Annotated in this window: 17 protein-coding genes and 1 tRNA gene; 15 read left to right on the top strand and 3 right to left on the bottom strand. The window is 65.3% G+C overall.

Annotated elements, in window-relative coordinates; all coding sequences use genetic code 11:
• Positions 1–64: 64 nt before the first annotated feature.
• The 12 genes from HMP06_RS05810 (at position 65) to HMP06_RS05755 (ending at position 9,375) form a co-directional block, all read left to right on the top strand.
• Positions 65–1,612: a GspE/PulE family protein gene (locus tag HMP06_RS05810; RefSeq protein WP_176498380.1), complete on the top strand. Its 1,548-nt coding sequence runs from the start codon at positions 65–67 to the stop codon at positions 1,610–1,612.
• Between the two features lie 113 nt (positions 1,613–1,725).
• Positions 1,726–2,952 carry a type II secretion system inner membrane protein GspF gene (gene gspF, locus HMP06_RS05805; protein WP_176496247.1) on the top strand — a complete coding sequence of 409 codons (1,227 nt, stop codon included), beginning with the start codon at positions 1,726–1,728 and terminating at the stop codon, positions 2,950–2,952.
• 8 nt (positions 2,953–2,960) lie between these two features.
• On the top strand, positions 2,961–3,419 hold the full coding sequence (gene gspG, locus HMP06_RS05800; protein WP_176496246.1) for a type II secretion system major pseudopilin GspG: 459 nt from the start codon (positions 2,961–2,963) through the stop codon (positions 3,417–3,419).
• Positions 3,420–3,426: 7 nt separating this feature from the next.
• Complete coding sequence (locus HMP06_RS05795) at positions 3,427–3,891, top strand: GspH/FimT family pseudopilin (RefSeq protein WP_176496245.1); 465 nt, start codon at positions 3,427–3,429, stop codon at positions 3,889–3,891.
• Positions 3,854–4,264: a type II secretion system minor pseudopilin GspI gene (gspI, locus tag HMP06_RS05790; protein ID WP_176496244.1), complete on the top strand. Its 411-nt coding sequence runs from the start codon at positions 3,854–3,856 to the stop codon at positions 4,262–4,264. The genes HMP06_RS05795 and gspI overlap by 38 nt, the downstream gene beginning before the upstream one ends.
• Positions 4,261–4,899 (top strand): type II secretion system minor pseudopilin GspJ, encoded by a 639-nt coding sequence (gene gspJ / locus HMP06_RS05785; protein WP_232089877.1) that lies wholly within the window; start codon positions 4,261–4,263, stop codon positions 4,897–4,899. Before gspI ends, gspJ begins: the two co-directional genes overlap by 4 nt.
• Positions 4,883–5,875 (top strand): type II secretion system minor pseudopilin GspK, encoded by a 993-nt coding sequence (gspK, locus tag HMP06_RS05780; RefSeq protein ID WP_176496243.1) that lies wholly within the window; start codon positions 4,883–4,885, stop codon positions 5,873–5,875. Before gspJ ends, gspK begins: the two co-directional genes overlap by 17 nt.
• Positions 5,872–6,969 carry a type II secretion system protein GspL gene (gspL, locus tag HMP06_RS05775; RefSeq protein ID WP_176496242.1) on the top strand — a complete coding sequence of 366 codons (1,098 nt, stop codon included), beginning with the start codon at positions 5,872–5,874 and terminating at the stop codon, positions 6,967–6,969. Before gspK ends, gspL begins: the two co-directional genes overlap by 4 nt.
• The gene (gene gspM / locus HMP06_RS05770) at positions 6,966–7,442 is read left to right on the top strand and encodes a type II secretion system protein GspM (protein ID WP_176496241.1); all 477 of its coding nucleotides are present in this window, start codon (positions 6,966–6,968) and stop codon (positions 7,440–7,442) included. Before gspL ends, gspM begins: the two co-directional genes overlap by 4 nt.
• Positions 7,439–8,164, top strand: a complete 726-nt coding sequence (gspN, locus tag HMP06_RS05765) for a type II secretion system protein N (protein ID WP_176496240.1) — start codon at positions 7,439–7,441, stop codon at positions 8,162–8,164. Before gspM ends, gspN begins: the two co-directional genes overlap by 4 nt.
• A gap of 53 nt (positions 8,165–8,217) precedes the next feature.
• Positions 8,218–8,294 (top strand) — tRNA-His (locus HMP06_RS05760).
• A gap of 28 nt (positions 8,295–8,322) precedes the next feature.
• Positions 8,323–9,375, top strand: coding sequence for a Leu/Phe/Val dehydrogenase (locus tag HMP06_RS05755; protein WP_176496239.1), 1,053 nt, complete (start codon positions 8,323–8,325; stop codon positions 9,373–9,375).
• Here HMP06_RS05755 and HMP06_RS05750 read toward each other — a convergent pair.
• A complete protein-coding gene (locus HMP06_RS05750; RefSeq protein WP_176496238.1) occupies positions 9,372–10,124 on the bottom strand; it encodes an HAD-IIB family hydrolase in 753 nt (250 codons plus the stop codon). The two genes, HMP06_RS05755 and HMP06_RS05750, sit on opposite strands and share 4 nt — an antisense overlap.
• Before the next feature lie 117 nt (positions 10,125–10,241).
• Between HMP06_RS05750 and HMP06_RS05745 the strand changes: the two genes are divergently transcribed.
• Positions 10,242–10,859: a tetratricopeptide repeat protein gene (locus tag HMP06_RS05745; RefSeq protein ID WP_176496237.1), complete on the top strand. Its 618-nt coding sequence runs from the start codon at positions 10,242–10,244 to the stop codon at positions 10,857–10,859.
• Positions 10,860–10,937: 78 nt separating this feature from the next.
• Here HMP06_RS05745 and HMP06_RS05740 read toward each other — a convergent pair whose 3' ends face one another.
• The gene (locus tag HMP06_RS05740; protein WP_176496236.1) at positions 10,938–11,207 is read right to left on the bottom strand and encodes a hypothetical protein; all 270 of its coding nucleotides are present in this window, start codon (positions 11,205–11,207) and stop codon (positions 10,938–10,940) included.
• Between the two features lie 156 nt (positions 11,208–11,363).
• Positions 11,364–12,773, bottom strand: a complete 1,410-nt coding sequence (locus HMP06_RS05735) for a M20/M25/M40 family metallo-hydrolase (protein WP_176496235.1) — start codon at positions 12,771–12,773, stop codon at positions 11,364–11,366.
• Between the two features lie 102 nt (positions 12,774–12,875).
• On the opposite strand from HMP06_RS05735, the gene HMP06_RS05730 reads away from it, so the two are divergent.
• Positions 12,876–13,925, top strand: a complete 1,050-nt coding sequence (locus tag HMP06_RS05730; protein ID WP_176496234.1) for a 50S ribosomal protein L11 methyltransferase — start codon at positions 12,876–12,878, stop codon at positions 13,923–13,925.
• Positions 13,926–14,037: 112 nt separating this feature from the next.
• Positions 14,038–15,717, top strand: coding sequence for an energy-dependent translational throttle protein EttA (gene ettA, locus HMP06_RS05725; RefSeq protein ID WP_176496233.1), 1,680 nt, complete (start codon positions 14,038–14,040; stop codon positions 15,715–15,717).
• Positions 15,718–15,784: the final 67 nt, after the last annotated feature.

The following is a 15,784-nucleotide window of genomic DNA, read 5'->3' as shown; positions in this document are numbered from 1 at the left end:
ACTGGACCCCGGCCTTCGCCGGGAAGGGAAAAGAGCTATGAGCGACCTCCACCAGACGCTCGCGATGGGCGAGGCAGTGTCGGACGCCTTAGCAACCATCCCCAACATCACCATTCCCTATGCGTTCGCGCGCCGTTTCGGCGTGGTGCTAGATCCCGGCACCGATTCGCATTTCGCGGTCGCGATGCGCGAGGGGGCCGATCCCAAGGTGCTGCTCGAACTGCGCCGCCACCTCGCGCGCCCGTTCGACGTCGGCTTCGTCTCGGCCACCGAATTCGACCGCCTGTTGTCGGAAGCCTATGCGATGGACGGCCAAGCCGCCGCCATGGCCGCAGGCACGCTTGGGCTTGGCGATGAGCTCGACATGCTCGCCGATCACCTCCCCACCGCCGACGATCTGCTCGATACAGCCGACGATGCGCCCGCGATCCGGCTGATCAACGGCATCATCGCGGACGCCGCGCGCAACGGCGTTTCGGACATTCATATCGAGCCGTATGAGACTGGCCTCGTCGTGCGAATGCGGATTGACGGCGTGCTGCGCGAGACGCTGCGGATGCCGCCACACGTCGCGCCCGTGGTGGTCAGCCGCGTGAAGGTGATGGCGCGGCTCGACATTGCCGAGCGCCGCGTGCCGCAGGACGGCCGCATCGGCCTGACGCTGGGGGGCAAACTGCTCGACGTGCGCGTCTCCACGCTGCCGTCCCGCGCGGGCGAACGCGTCGTGCTGCGTATTCTCGACAAGGAAAATGCCGGCATCACGCTCGACGTGCTCGGCATGACTGCGGCGATCAACGGCCTGCTCAAGGAAGCGATTACCGAACCCAACGGCATCATCCTGGTCACCGGGCCGACCGGGTCGGGCAAGACCACCACGCTCTATGCCGCGATGCGCCTGCTCAACGACGGCAGCCGTAATATCCTGACGGTCGAGGATCCGGTCGAATATGCGATGGAGGGGATCGGCCAGACACAGGTCAATCCCAAGGTCGGTCTGACCTTTGCCGCGGGCCTGCGCGCGATCCTGCGACAGGACCCCGACGTCGTGATGGTCGGCGAAATTCGCGACCGCGAGACTGCCGAGATCGCGGTCCAGGCCTCGCTCACCGGGCATCTCGTGCTGTCCACCGTCCACACCAACGACGCGGTCGGCGCGATTACCCGTATGCGCGACATGAAGGTCGAGCCGTTCCTGCTCGCCTCCACGCTGCGCGCGGTCATCGCACAGCGGCTGGTGCGGCGGCTATGCGAGAATTGCCGCAAGCCGGTGCAAGCCGAGGGCTCGGTTTCGGCGCTGCTCGGCTTCGATGCGGGGACGATCGTCTATGAGGCGGTGGGATGTGAAATGTGCCAGGGCACCGGCTTCAAGGGCCGCGTTGGCGTTTATGAAGCGATCCGCATCGACGAAACGGTCCGCCGCATGATCAATGACGGCGGCGACGAGGCGCTGATCGCGCGCCACGCTTTCCTCCATGCGCCAACGCTGGGCTCGGCCGCACGCCAGCTCGTCCGCGACGGCGTCACCACGCCCGAGGAGGCAGTCCGCGTCTCGCGCCGCGATATGGCCGATGCCGAGGCCCCGATGGCGCTGCCTGAGGTGGCGGATGGGTAAGGTCGCCCCTCCGTCCGTTCGTTTCGAGCGAAGTCGAGAAACCGAGCAAAGGGCAGGTTTCTCGACTTCGCTCGAAACGATCGGTTTTGCGATCGTCTCTGGTGACGTGGCCAATGGCTGACTTCGATTACCTTGTGATCGACACCAAGGGGCGCGAGGTGCGCGGGCATATCGCCGCGCCTTCGATCGACGAGGCGCGTTCCGCGCTCGACCGGCGGCGGCTTTACGTCGTCAAGGTCGAGCCCGGCTCGGGCCGCCCGGCAAAGGGCAAGGCGCTGCTCTCCGATTTTCGGATCGGCGGCGCCAAGATGAACACCAAGCAGTTGACGCTTTTTACGCGCCAGCTCGCGACGCTCAACCGCGTTTCGCCGCTGGAGGAATCGCTCCGCACGATCAGCCGCCAGACCGAACAAGAGCATGTCCGCGCGATCGTCGATTCGGTCCATTCGGGCGTGATGGAGGGGCGGCGCCTGCACGAGGCGATGGCGCGCGAGGCCAAGAGCTTTCCCGCACTCTACCGCGCGATGGTATCGGTGGGCGAAACCTCGGGCTCTCTCCCGGTCATTCTCGAACGCTTGTCGGTTCTGCTCGAACGTCAGGCCGAAATGAACGGTAAGATTCTGACCACGCTCGCTTACCCGTCAGTGCTGGCGGTGGTGGCGATGGCGGTGGTGACCGCGCTGATGGTGTTCGTCGTCCCGCAAGTGGTCGAACAATTCGATACCGTTGGTCAGGAACTGCCCTTCCTTACGCGCGCGGTGATGGCGGTTTCTGGCTTTCTCGTCGGCTATTGGTGGGTCCTGCTGCTGGTCGGCGCGATGGCCATTTTCGGCACGTGGCGCGCGTTAAAGAACCCGCGCATCAAGCTCGCGTTCGACACCCGTATCCTGAAGCTTCCCTTGCTGGGAAGGCTGCTGCGTGATCTCCACGCCGCCCGCATGGCCCGCACACTGGCGACGATGGTCGCGAGCCGCCTGCCTTTGCTCGAAGGGTTGACCCTAACCGGCGGCACGATCCACAATTTGCGGCTGAAACAGGCGTCGGACGAGATCATCGACTCGATCCGTGGCGGCGGCAGCCTGTCGGCCGCGATGCGGCGTACGGGCGTGTTCCCACCGCTGCTGACCTATCTCGCCGCCTCGGGCGAGACCGCCGGGCAGCTCGACGATATGCTGGAGCGCGCCGCCGACTATCTCGAGCGCGAGTTCGACCGCTTCACCACCACGGCCCTGTCGCTGCTCGAACCACTGATCATCGTCGTGATGGGCGGCGTCGTCGCCACGATCGTGCTATCGATCCTGCTCCCGATCCTGCAACTCAACACTCTTGCCGGACAATGAGGTCTGTTATGTCTGAATCTGCCCCGAAATCCGCTGGTGCGACCCGCGTTCGCCCGTCCGAACAGGGTTTCACGCTGATCGAACTGATGGTCGTGATCGTCATCCTCGGCTTGCTCGCCGCGATCGTGACGTTCAACGTGCTGCCGCTCGGTGACCGCGGTAAGATCACCAAGGCCAAGGCCGACATCGCCACGATCGAAGGCGCGCTCGATCTCTACAAGCTGCAGAATGACGGTTATCCGACGACGACTGACGGGCTGCAGGCGCTTGTTTCGCCGCCGGCCGATGCCGATGCGTCCAAATATCAGCGCGGCGGCTATATCAAGAAACTGCCCAACGATCCGTGGGGCCGTCCGTATCTCTACGCCGCGCCGGGCGAACATGGCGACGTCGATATCTGGACGCTGGGCGCGGACAAGAAAGTGGGCGGCGAGGGGCCCAACGCCGATATCGGTAGCTGGCAATAACGCCTCGATGGAGCACCGCGTCGCCTCGAAGACCGAAAACGGCTTCACGCTGATCGAGTTGATGATCGTGATCACGATCATCGGCCTGGCCAGTGCGGCGGTGGTGCTTGCCTTGCCTGATCCGCGCGGGCGGCTGGCGGACGAGGCCGAACGCTTTGCTGCGCGGACGCGCGCCGCGCACGACCTCGCGATCGTCGGCGCGCGCCCGATCAGCGTGTGGGTGTCGGCGGGCGGTTATGGTTTCGACGAGCGCCGCGACGGCGCGTGGGTTGCGATGGCCGATCGCCCCTTGCGCGTGACGCAGTGGAGCAAGGGCACGCGCGCCGAACCAAGCGGGGCAAGCCCGCGCGACCGGGTGCTCTTCGATTCGACCGGCATTGCCGACCGGCCGCTCGACGTCACGCTGGCGCGCGCCGATCAGACGATCGTCGTGCATGTCGGTAGCGACGGCAAGGTGCGCATCGGTGGATAAGCGAACGCGCCGCGCGCAGGGCTTCACCCTTATCGAAATGATGGTCGCGCTCGCGGTATTCAGCCTCGCCGCGCTCGCGCTGATCCGGCTCGAGGGGGCGACGATCCGCGGGGCCGGCACGCTCGATACGACGCTGATGGCGCAGATTGTCGCGCGCAACGTCGCGTTCGAGGCGCTGACCGATGCACGCGCGCCGACGATCGGCACGGCGACCGGCATCGAACAGAATGCCGGGCGCGCGTGGAACTGGACTCGCGTGACCCAGCCGACCGGCGACGTCCGCATCCTGCGCATCGACGTCACGGTGAGCGATGCGTCCGGACGTAACGCAGGGCGCCTGACGGTGGTCCGCGATGGAGCGACGAAGCAGTGAGCGCAGCGTCCGGCCCGAACCGCCAGGAAAGCGGCTTCACGCTGATCGAAGTGATGATCTCGCTGCTGATCTTCGGCTTGCTCGCCGCCGCTGGGGTTTCGCTCTTGTCCTTTGCGGTCCGCGCGCAGGGCGCGACGGGCGTAAAGCTCGAACAGATTTCCGCGATGAACCGGCTGTCATCGATCCTCACCGCCGATCTCGCCCAAGCCTCGATTCGCCAGACGCGCGGGGTCGGAGGGGAAATCCTCCCCGTCTTCACCGGCGAATCGGGCGCGACGGACAGCACGATGCTGCGCTTCGTCCGCGACGGCTGGAGCAATCTGGATGGGGCGCCGCGCGCGTCCGAACAGAAGGTCGAATATGGCATCGTGGACGGGGCGCTGGTACGGATCGCCTATCCGATGCTCGACGGTGCCGCTCCGCTCCCGCCGACCGCGATGCTCGATCATGTCCGGCAAGTCGCTTTGCGGTATCGCATCAACGGCGCGTGGAGTGATCGCTGGACCAGCACGCCGCAGTTCCCGGTGCCGGCAGCGCTTGAGCTCCGCATTCAGCGCGACAACGGCGTCGAGACACGGCAGCTTTTCCTCGTCGGCACCGGATATGGAAAGCGGGTCGATGTCCAAGGCAAATGACGTCGCCCCGTCCGAACGCGGGGCGGCATTGCTGACGGTGCTGTTGCTCGTCGCGGTGATCGCCGTGCTGGCGGGCACCGCGCTCGAAAAGCTGCGGTTGGCGACGCGGCTGGGCGGTAATGCGGTCGCGCTCGACCAGGCGCGCGCATATTCGTTCGCTGCGGAAACGCTGGCCGTCGTGAAAGTAACCGATCTGTTGTTGAAGGCCGAGGACCGCGTCACACTACAAGGCGGCTGGAGTGGCAAGCCGATCCCGCTGCCGGTGCCGAGCGGCACCGCCAGCGCGGTCGTCGTTGATGGCGGCAATTGCTTCAACCTCAACAGCCTGGTGACCGAGACGGGGCCGGGCGTGTACGCTTCCTTCACGCCGGCACGGATTCAGTTCGCGCGGCTGATCCGCCTGGTCGATCCCGCCGCGCGCGCGCCCGATGCGATCGCCGCGGCGGCATCCGACTGGATCGACACCGATTCCGACGCGATCCAGGACGGTGCCGAAGACGGGGCCTATGCCGGCGGCAAGCAGGGATACCGCACCGGCAACACGCTGATGCGCGATCCAAGCGAGCTGCGCGCCGTCGCGGGCGTGGCGCGGGTCGATTACGACACGCTCCGCCCGTGGATCTGCGCTTTGCCCATTGCCGCGCCATCGAAGATCAACGTCAACACGATCCTGCCTGAGCAAGCCCCGCTGCTGGCGATGCTCCGCCCGAATTTGACGGTCGAGGCGGTGCGCCAAGGGTTGCTGCGCCGCCCGCCCGCCGGGTTCAGCACCGCCGCCGCCTTCTGGTCGCAGCCGATCATTACGGGGGCAGGGGCCTCGGACGATGCGGCGGGGCAGAGCGATATCAAGACCGTGTGGTTTTCGCTGCAGGTCGATGTCGCGATGAACGGGGCGATTCTGCAGCAAACCGGGTTGATCGATGCATCGGTGCTTCCCGCGCGCCTCGTATCGCGGCAATGGGGCGAGCGAACATGACCGACACCCTCGTCCTCTTTATGCCAGCGCACGACGTGCCGTGGCGCTGGCTGCGAATTGCCGACAATGTCGTGTCGGCGCGCGGCGAGGGGTTCCCGGCGTTGCCCGCCGAAAGCGAAGAGGCGCATGTCGCGGTCGTGCCCGCCGACGCGGTTACGCTGCACTGGGCCGAATTGCCCGATCGCTCGCTCGCGCAATCGGTGACGGCGGCGCGGATGCTCGCGGCGGACGCCAGCGCGACGCCGATCGGTGAGCTGCACGTCGCGGTCGGACGCGAGGGGAGCAACCTCGAACGCCCGATCGGTGTGGTCGCGGCCTCGCAGATGCAGGCGTGGCTGGTCGAGCTTGCCGCCAATGGCGTGGACCCGGAGTTGGTGCTGCCGGCACCCATGCTGCTGCCGCGTCCCGAATCGGGCTATCTGCGCGCCGATCTCGGCGGTGAAGGCGTGGTGCGGGGGCCGACCAGTGGGTTTGCCGACGAAGCACGCCTGACCGAACTCATCACCGGCGGGGCGGCACCAGAGGTGATGCCGCGCGAGGCGCTGGAGGCGGCCATCGTGGCGGCGGTCGCAGCGCCATCGCTCGACCTGCGGCAAGGTATGTTCGCGCGACGCACGAGCATCGCCATCGATTGGCGGCTGATTCGGCGGCTCGGCTGGCTGAGCGCGGCGATCGTCGCGGCCACAATTCTGATCACGTTGGTGCAGGTGCTGATCTATTCAAGCGCAGCCGACGAACTCGAGCGCCGCGCCGACCTGCTCGCCCGCACCGGACTGTCGCGCGGCGAAGCGGTGAACGATGCGGATCGACAACTGACCGCGCGGATCGAACGGCTGCGTGGCGGCGGCATGGGCTTCAGCCGCACCGCTGCCGCGGTGTTCGGCGCGATCCGGGCGACGCCGGGGACCGAAGCGCGCACCCTGTCCTTCGATCCAGCCGGCGCGTTGCGCGTCACCGTGGGCGTTCAGAATGAAGGACAGATTCTGCAGCTTCAGCGCAATCTCGATGCCTCGGGTTTCGACGCCACACCGATGGGGCAATTTCAGTCGAGTAGCGGCCGTCTGTCGGGGGATATCATGGTGAAGCCGCGATGACCGAGCAAGTCCTGACCTGGTATCGCGCGCGGACGCAGCGCGAGCGCTATATGGTGGCGGGGGCGGGCATCGCCGTCATTCTGGCCTTCGTCTATTTCCTGATCGTGCCGCTCAGCGATGCGCTCGCCTCGGCCAAGGCGCGGCATGCCGATGCGGTGATCGCGCTCGGCGAAACGCAAGCGCGCGTCGATGCGGTGAAGACGCTGCAAGCCGATCGTGCCGCACCGCTCGACGCGCCGATCGAATCGGTGATTCGCGCACGCGCGAACGACGCTGGCTTCGCGCTGACCATCGTTACGCCACAGGGCAGCGACCGAGTCCAAATCGCCATCGCCTCGGCCCGCCCCGGGGCGTTGATCAGTTGGATCGCCGGGCTCGAAGCCTCGGGGCTGTTAGTCGATCGGCTGGGCACGACCGACAATGGGGACCGTACGGTCGCCGTGCAGATGACCGTGAAGGCGCAGGGGCAATGACGCGGTTCCGCCTGACGACCGGCCCGCTCGCCCTGTTTGGCGCAATCTTCGTGATCGCTTTGATCGCCCTTTTGCCGCTCAGGCTCGTGCTCGGCCAGTTCGATCTGGCGCGCACCGGCTTTGCTGCGCGCGAGGCGACCGGCAGCGTGTGGTCCGGGGCGCTGCGCGAAACCGCGGTCGGTAGCATTGCGCTCGGCGACATGGGCGCGGCGCTGTCGCCGTGGCCGCTCTTCGTCGGGCGCGCGCGAGTCGATCTCGCCGGCCATTCGACCAGCACGACGCGCGCGGTGCACGGCGCGGTGAGCGTATCGCGCCACAGCGTGGGCGTCGACGACATGACCGCAATCTTGCCGGGCGGGGCGGTGTTCGCGCGCTTCCCGGTCAGCGGGCTCGATCTCGACGATGTCAGCGTGCGCTTCACCGATGGCAATTGCGAGAAGGCCGAGGGGCGCGTGAAGGCGACGCTCGGCCGCGACATTGCCGGGATCAGCCTGGCGCAAGGACTGTCGGGCACCGCGCGGTGTGACGGCGGCGCGCTGTTGTTGCCGCTCGCCAGCCAGGCGGGAACCGAGCAAGCCCTGGTGCGAATCTGGCCGACCGGACGCTTTCACGCTGAGTTGACGGTCAAACCGGTCGACGCCGCGTCGGCGTTGCAACTGGAGATGAGCGGTTTTCAGCAGACGGCGCGCGGGCATGTGCTGACCGTCGAAGGCAAATTCTGACGCTCCATTCTTGACGCTTGCCCCTGCGGACCGCTAGGGGCGCTTCCTCTGCGGCGATCGTAGTTCAATTGGTTAGAGCGTCGGCTTGTGATGCCGGATGTTGCGGGTTCAAGTCCCGTCGGTCGCCCCACTTCTTTTTCAGCCAGGAAATCAACATCGTGACGACCGGATGGGGCTTTGCCGATTTCGACGATCATGAGGGCGTGCACCTCTTCACCGATCCCGTGTCCGGGCTGCGGGCCGTGATCGCCATTCACTCGACCAAGCTCGGGCCTGCGACGGGCGGGGTGCGCTTCTGGCATTATGCCGATAGCAACAGCGCGATCACCGACGCGCTCCGTCTGTCGCGCGGCATGAGCTTCAAGAATGCTATGGCCGATCTGCCGATGGGCGGCGGCAAGGGTGTCGTGCTGGCGGCAAAGCCGGGCGACTCGATCAGCCAGGCGCAACTCGAAGCCTTTGGCCGAGTCGTCGAGTCGCTGGGCGGGCGTTATGTCACGGCGGAAGACGTTGGCATGTCCGAAGCGAGCATGAAGACGATCGCCACGATGACCAAGCACGTGTCGGGGCTGCCCGTTGCGGCGGGTAGCGCCGGCGGTGATCCAGGGCCTTACACTGCGATGGGTGTGTATCTCGGTGTCAAAGCCGCCGCCGAGCGTGGTCTCGGCGCGGATGGCATGAAGGGAGTGCATGTCGCGATTCAGGGCGTTGGCAGCGTTGGCGGTGGCCTTGCGCGGCTGCTCGCCAAGGACGGCGCACGGCTGACCCTGGCAGACGTCAATGCCGGCCGCGCTGCGGCGCTGGCGGACGAATTGGGCGCGCAGACAGTCGCGGCCGACGCGATCCTTGCGATCAAGGCCGATGTCGTCAGCCCCAACGCCCTGGGCGCTATCCTGACGCCCGAGTCGATCGCTGCGTTGCGGACGACGGTCGTTGCGGGCGGCGCCAATAACCAATTGGCGACGAAGGCGGAAGGTGCCGCCTTGCAGGCACGCGGGATTCTTTACGCGCCCGATTATGTGATCAACGCCGGTGGTATCATCAACGTCGGGTTGGAATATCTGGGTGAGGGCGACCAGGCCGAGGTCAACGCCCGGATCGCGCGCATCCCGAATCGCCTGATCGAAGTGTGGGACGAAAGCGATCGCACTGGCGCGCCGGCGGCCGACGTGGCCGACAGCATCGCGCGCCGCTTGATCGGCCGGGTCTAACGCACCGGCAGGCAGGCTACCATCGCGCCGACCGCGGTGATGGTCTCCTGCACATCGCGCACTTTCAGCGTATCCATCCCCGCCGCGCGGACGGCGTCGTCGTTTCCGCCGGGATAGATCGCGTCGCCCAGGAACAGCATGTCCCCGGTCGAGATTCCCGAATGCTCCGCCAGGCGGCGCATCGCATAAGCCTTGTCGATCCCGCTGTGCGTGATGTCGAGCGAGGTCGACCCGCCGATATTGACCGACAGATCGGGCAGAGCTGCGCGCAATGACGCTTGCAGCGCCTTGCGCTTGGCGAAATCGGGGTCCCATGCCTTCTTTGCATCGAGCGGCGCTTCCTGGCCGAGGCCAGAGAAGGTGATCTGGCTGCCACGATCCTCGACCCGCTCTCCCCAGATCCGCTCGTCGGCCAAGCCTGCCGTGGCGAACGCAGTGTCGATCGACTTCAGGATATGGTCGCGCTCAGCGGGCTCGAAAATCTCGGCATAGATCGCGCGCCATTGACCCTCTTCGAAACGGTATAATTTGGTCCCGGTGGTCGGCATAATGAAAAGGCGTTCGACTCGCGCCGCCGACGGGATTGCCGCGATCACCTGTTTCTCGAATTGCGGCCAGTCACCGCCCGAAATCACCGCCACCGCCACGCGATCGAGCAATTGCGCGAGCAGGCCCGCCATCTCCGGCTCGATCCGTTGCTTGCTTTCGGCAAGCGTGCCGTCGAGATCGAACGCAACCAGCAATTTCATGTTCAGACCCTTGAATATTGGTTTCGCGGTCAACGTCCGCGGGGCCGCGACGGTTGCACTTATCCGGCGCCAGAAAAGCGCCTACACGATATCCATGCAAATACGCTGCCCCGCGCGATGAATGGCTGGATTGCGCTCGTGCTAATCGCGGGCCTGACCGGGTTTGCATTTGCCTGCGCCGGGGCCGGCCGCGTGCTGTGGAGCGGCGTGATCGCAGCGCTGCTGTTCGGGGCGGGCGGCTATGCGCTCCAGCAGCATGCGGGCCTGTCCGGCAGTCCGGCACGCTCGGACCGCGAACCAATCGTCATCGATCCCACCACCACCATGTTGCGCGGTGCGATGCTCGGGCAATTTACCGGCGATGGCGCCTATCTGATCGCGTCCGATGCGCTGATGCGGAGCGGCAGCCGCCGCAGCGGGACCAAGGCGGTCCTGCTCGGCCTCACACGATATCCGCGCAGCCAGACGCTGTGGACCGGCTACGGCACGGCGCTGGCGCAGCATGACGGCACGATGTCACCCGCCGCGTCGTTCGCCTTCGACCAGGCGACACGGCTTGCGCCCGAACATCCGGCACCACCCTATTTTCGCGGGCTGGCCTATGCCGAGACTGGCGATTTCGGGATGGCGCGGCGCTATTGGCTGCAGGCGCTGGCCTTGTGCCCGCGTGAGGCGTCGTATCGGCGCCAGATTGCCGTTCAACTCACCACGCTCGATGCGGCGATGATGCAGTAAGCGGCACAAAAAAAGGGCGCTCCCCGGAAGGGAAGCGCCCGATCTTCGTCAGAGCCGGGCAGAACGCCCGCGACTGCCTTACTTGGTGACGTTGTCGGCCTTGGCCTCGCCCGCGTCGCGGACGTTGTCGGCGGTGTCGCGCATCGCGTCGGCCGAATTCTCCATCATGTCCGAAGCGACGGCATTCGACGAATTGTCAGCCATGTCGTCCATCATCGCGGCATTGTTATCTATGCCGTCAGCCATCATCTCGGCATTGTTCTCGATGGCGGCAGCTTCAGGGTTCTTGTTGCAGGCGGCCAGCGAAACCAGGCCGGCGGCGACGAGAACAAGGGCGATCTTCTTCATGCAATTGCTCCCAAGCAATATATAGGGTTCGAAGCAGCCCAGTGCCGCCGCGAAGCGCGGTGGCATAACGTCCTGCTTGGGTGCGTCAATCGCCAAGCCGCGACAAAGTTCCCGGCCCGCCACCTTTTCGCCGTATTTGCGACGAGACGAGTGCGTTCATTTCTTTGGACTTACTGGTCCCATCGCCTCCGGCGCGTCTGCGACGATGGCGAGCATCGTGGTCCATGCCGCGACGTTTTGCCGCAATTGTTCGGGATCGATCCGGTCAAGCGTGTCTTCCGGCGTGTGGTGCCAATCGAAGTAGCGCAAGCCCGACTGGTTGAGGTCGATCGCGGGGACACCGGTTCTGAGCATCGGCCCGACATCGGTGCCGTCGCCGCCGACGCCGGCACCGCGCACGATCCCGATCGGCGCGAGGGCGACCGCGAGGCGATCGGCGATCGCCTTTGCCGTGTCGGGCAGATTGACCTCGAAGCGCCACACCCGGTCCGCGCCGAAATCCGATTCGGCGGCCAGCGCATGCGGTTCGCCGGCATGGTGCTTGGCATAGGCGATCCCGCCCCAACCGCCGGTTTCCTCATCACCGAACCATACGACGCGAATCGTGCGGCGGTGCTTGCCCGCATCCATCAACCGCTTGGCGGCGGCAGCGGTGATCGCGATGCCCGATGCATCGTCGATCGCACCGGTGCCCAAATCCCAACTGTCGAGATGCCCGCCGATCAGGATCGTGCCCGCCGCCGGATCGGTCCCCGGTACTTCGGCGACCACATTGCCCGAGGTCCGCGTTGGTGCAAAGGTGGGGGTCAGCGTCAGATGCAGCGTCACCGCCTTGCCGAGTTTGACCATCCGCTCAAGATTTTCGGCATCGGCCACCGACAGCGCCGCAGCCGGGATCGGCGTGACGCCGGGGGCGAAATTGGTGTTCCCGGCGTGCGGCCCACGGCCATGATCGGTGCCGATCGAGCGGATCACGATCGCTGCCGCACCCTTAGTCGCTGCGATGTTCGGCCCAACGAACCGCGCTGCGCCTTGCGAGCCGTAGCTCGATCCGTCCTGCGTCGGCTGCATCGCGTTCGAAACGAACGCGATCTTGCCGGCCAGGCTACCGGCCGGGGCCAACAAAAGATCATTGAAGCTGGCGAAATAGGCGACCGGCAGCGTGAGGCCCTCGGGCGGCGTCGCACCCGAATTGCCCAGCGCGGTAAGGCGCAGCGGCTGCGGGTAGGGGGCGACGACTTCGGCGGTTTCCTGCCCGCGCACCCAGACGTTCTGCAATTCGTACGGCTCGATCCGCACATTTTTGAAGCCCAACGCTTTCAGCTTGGCGACCGACCAAAGCCGCGCGCGCTCCTGCTGCGGAGAACCGTCGGGCCGCGGACCGATCTCGGTGGTGAGGCCTTCGACGATGTCATAGGCGACGTCGTCCTTCAGCGCCGCGTCGCGCAGTTTCGCAATGGCGGGATCGACGATCGCTGCTGCCGGAGCGGTGCGCTGTGCGAGGGCGGGAGCGCTAAGCGCAATGGCGGACGCTGCACAGGCAACGAGTTTTGCGTTTTTGATCATTGCCTTTGGGTACTGGCCTCCGGCGCATTTGCCAATCCATCGGCACGGGCATCTTGGCCAACACGCAACGGTATGCCTAAGCGTGCTGCGAGGGGAGTAGCGATGGACCAAAAGCGATTGATCGACGCCATGCACCAGCAGGCGAAGGGCGACCCGATGAAATTGCTGCGAGTCGCGGAACTGGCGCTTGCTGCGCAGGATGACGCACGTTTGCGCGCGCTGTGCGCCGAGATGCTCGCCGCTGCTCCCGCCGGATCGCCTGCGCTGAACTTTGCCGATGCGGTGCTCGGAAAGGCTGTCCCGTCGTGGCATTTCACGATGATGCGGGATGCCCGCCGTAATCGGGCCTATGACGCCGCGTTGCGCTGCGCGATAACGCCGCAGTCGCGCGTGCTGGAAATCGGAACGGGGGCAGGCCTGCTGGCCATGATGGCCGCCCGCGCGGGCGCGCGCGAGGTCATCACTTGCGAAGTGAACCCCGTGATCGCGGCTGCGGCGCGGGAGGTCATCGCGCTCAACGGCTTTGCCGATCAAATCCGCGTGATCGGCAAGCATTCAAGCGATCTTACGCTCGCGGATATCGGGGGTCGGGCCGATATTCTGGTGTCGGAGATCGTCGATTCCAGCTTGCTTGGTGAAGGCGTCCTTAATGCACACGAGGCGGCGATGCGCGATCTCGTCAAGCCCGGTGGCGTCGTCATTCCGGGCCGCGGGGCGATCCGCGTGGGGCTGATCGATTCGCCGAAGCTCGAACGGGAAACGCTCGGCATCATCGACGGATTCGACGTCCGCCCCTTCAATCGGGTGCGCCGTCGCGGGCGCGGCGGTCATGCGGGCCGAGCGTCCGACGTGCAGCGCAGCGCGGCGATCGACCTGTTTCGCTTCGATTTCGCATCGACCACCAAAACGCCACCCGCCAAGACGACCGTTGAATGCATCGCGTCGGGCGGGCGCGTTAACGCGATCGCGCGCTGGATCGCGCTCGATCTCGACGATGCCACGCGGTATGAAAATGCGCCCGGGGCAGGACCGAAATCGTGCTGGCCGGTCATTCTCTACCACCTTCCCGAGCCGATCGAATCCGAGCCCGGGCAACGGATCGTCGTCCACGGTCGGCACAATCGGACGAGCGTGACGCTCTGGACCGAGTGATCGCGCCGCTATCGTGATCCGGCACGATGCTCCCGCGTTGCGTTCGGCGCTTGCGATGGCTACATCGCGCGCCTGACATCTCCCTTAAGCGATCGAACGGAGCCCGCAGCCGATGGCCGTGCAGTACAGCTATGTGATGAAGGGCCTGACCAAGACCTTCCCCGGTGCGCCGAAGCCGGTGCTCAACAATATCTCGCTCCAATTCCTACCCGACGCGAAGATCGCGATCATCGGGCCGAACGGTTCGGGCAAATCCACGCTGATGAAAATCATGGGTGGAATCGACCCCGATTTCACCGGTGAGGCCTGGGCCGCGGACGGCATCAAGGTCGGCTATCTGCCGCAGGAGCCAAAGCTCGACGAGACCAAGGACGTGATCGGCAACGTCCGCGCCGGGGCCGGCCCGATTGGCGGGATGGTCGATCGTTATAACGAAATCGTCGCGATCATGGGTGATCCGCCCGAAGATTGCGATTTCGACGCGCTGCTCGCGGAAATGGGCGAGTTGCAGGAGAAGATTGATCTGGTCGATGGCTGGAGCCTCGACAATCAGCTCGAAATCGCGATGGAAGCGCTACGTTGCCCGCCGGGCGACAGCCCCGTTACCAATCTTTCGGGCGGTGAAAAGCGCCGTGTTGCCTTGTGCAAACTGCTGCTCGAAAAGCCCAACATCCTGCTGCTCGATGAGCCGACCAACCATCTCGATGCCGAAAGCGTCGCCTGGCTCGAAAACTATCTGCGGGACTATGTGGGCAACGTTATCCTCGTCACCCATGATCGCTACTTTCTTGATAACGTCGTCAATTGGGTGCTCGAGCTCGATCGCGGGCGCTATTACACGTATGAATCGAACTATTCGGGCTACCTCGAAAAGAAGGTCAAGCGGCTCGAGCAGGAGGATCGCGAGGAGCAGGGCAAGGCCAAGGCGATCTCCGACGAGCTGGCGTGGATGCGGCAGACCCCCAAGGCACGTCAGACCAAGTCCAAGGCGCGTATCCGCGCGTTCGACGAGCTGATGGAGAAGCAGGAAAACCGCTCGGTCGGCAAGGCGCAGATCCTGATCCAGCTGCCCGAGCGGCTTGGCGGCAAGGTGATCGAGGCCAAGGGCCTGACCAAGGCGTATGGCGACAAATTGCTGTTCGACAATCTCGATTTCGTCCTCCCGCCGGGTGGGATCGTCGGCGTGATCGGGCCGAACGGCGCGGGTAAATCGACGCTGTTCAAGCTCATCACTGGCCAGGAACAGCCCGATGGCGGATCGATCGAGGTCGGCCAGACGGTCAAGCTCGGTTACGTCGATCAGTCGCGTGACGATCTGACCCCGACCAACACGGTATGGGAGGAAATTTCCGACAAGCTCGAAATCTTCCGCTTCGGCAAGCAGGAACTGGGCACGCGCGCCTATGTCGGCGCGTTCAACTTCAAGGGCCAGGACCAGCAGAAGAAGGTCGGTCAGCTGTCGGGTGGTGAGCGCAACCGCGTCCATCTCGCCAAGATGCTCAAGGAGGGTGGCAACGTCCTGCTGCTCGACGAACCAACCAACGATCTCGACGTCGAGACGCTGCGCGCATTGGAAGAGGCGCTCGAATCGTTCGCAGGGTGCGCAGTGGTCATCAGCCACGATCGCTTCTTCCTCGATCGCCTCGCCACGCACATCCTGGCGTTCGAAGGCGACAGCCATGTCGAATGGTTCGAAGGCAATTTCGAGAGCTACGAAGCCGACAAGCGTCGTCGCCTGGGCGATGCGGCGGATCGTCCGACGCGGCTGGCGTATAAGAAGCTGACGCGCTGAGGGATATTGGCGGCGCGGACCTTTCCGCGCCGCCAAATGGTTGCGGTCATCACGACCGTGACCTATC

The sequence above is a fragment of the Sphingomonas sp. HMP6 genome (genome assembly GCF_013374095.1).
Lineage (GTDB): Bacteria > Pseudomonadota > Alphaproteobacteria > Sphingomonadales > Sphingomonadaceae > Sphingomonas.
This window is presented reverse-complemented; position numbering and strand designations above follow the sequence as displayed.

Excerpts from the sequence above, each read along its gene's own strand:
- HMP06_RS05795 (WP_176496245.1), top strand. The coding sequence starts at position 3,427 with ATGGAGCACCGCGTCGCCTCGAAGACCGAAAACGGCTTCACGCTGATC.
- HMP06_RS05740 (WP_176496236.1), bottom strand. The coding sequence starts at position 11,207 with ATGAAGAAGATCGCCCTTGTTCTCGTCGCCGCCGGCCTGGTTTCGCTG.
- HMP06_RS05750 (WP_176496238.1), bottom strand. The coding sequence starts at position 10,124 with ATGAAATTGCTGGTTGCGTTCGATCTCGACGGCACGCTTGCCGAAAGC.
- HMP06_RS05730 (WP_176496234.1), top strand. The coding sequence starts at position 12,876 with ATGGACCAAAAGCGATTGATCGACGCCATGCACCAGCAGGCGAAGGGC.
- gspN (WP_176496240.1), top strand. The coding sequence starts at position 7,439 with ATGACGCGGTTCCGCCTGACGACCGGCCCGCTCGCCCTGTTTGGCGCA.
- gspM (WP_176496241.1), top strand. The coding sequence starts at position 6,966 with ATGACCGAGCAAGTCCTGACCTGGTATCGCGCGCGGACGCAGCGCGAG.
- HMP06_RS05735 (WP_176496235.1), bottom strand. The coding sequence starts at position 12,773 with ATGATCAAAAACGCAAAACTCGTTGCCTGTGCAGCGTCCGCCATTGCG.
- HMP06_RS05810 (WP_176498380.1), top strand. The coding sequence starts at position 65 with ATGGGCGAGGCAGTGTCGGACGCCTTAGCAACCATCCCCAACATCACC.
- gspK (WP_176496243.1), top strand. The coding sequence starts at position 4,883 with ATGTCCAAGGCAAATGACGTCGCCCCGTCCGAACGCGGGGCGGCATTG.
- gspF (WP_176496247.1), top strand. The coding sequence starts at position 1,726 with ATGGCTGACTTCGATTACCTTGTGATCGACACCAAGGGGCGCGAGGTG.
- gspL (WP_176496242.1), top strand. The coding sequence starts at position 5,872 with ATGACCGACACCCTCGTCCTCTTTATGCCAGCGCACGACGTGCCGTGG.
- gspI (WP_176496244.1), top strand. The coding sequence starts at position 3,854 with ATGTCGGTAGCGACGGCAAGGTGCGCATCGGTGGATAAGCGAACGCGC.
- gspG (WP_176496246.1), top strand. The coding sequence starts at position 2,961 with ATGTCTGAATCTGCCCCGAAATCCGCTGGTGCGACCCGCGTTCGCCCG.
- ettA (WP_176496233.1), top strand. The coding sequence starts at position 14,038 with ATGGCCGTGCAGTACAGCTATGTGATGAAGGGCCTGACCAAGACCTTC.
- HMP06_RS05745 (WP_176496237.1), top strand. The coding sequence starts at position 10,242 with ATGAATGGCTGGATTGCGCTCGTGCTAATCGCGGGCCTGACCGGGTTT.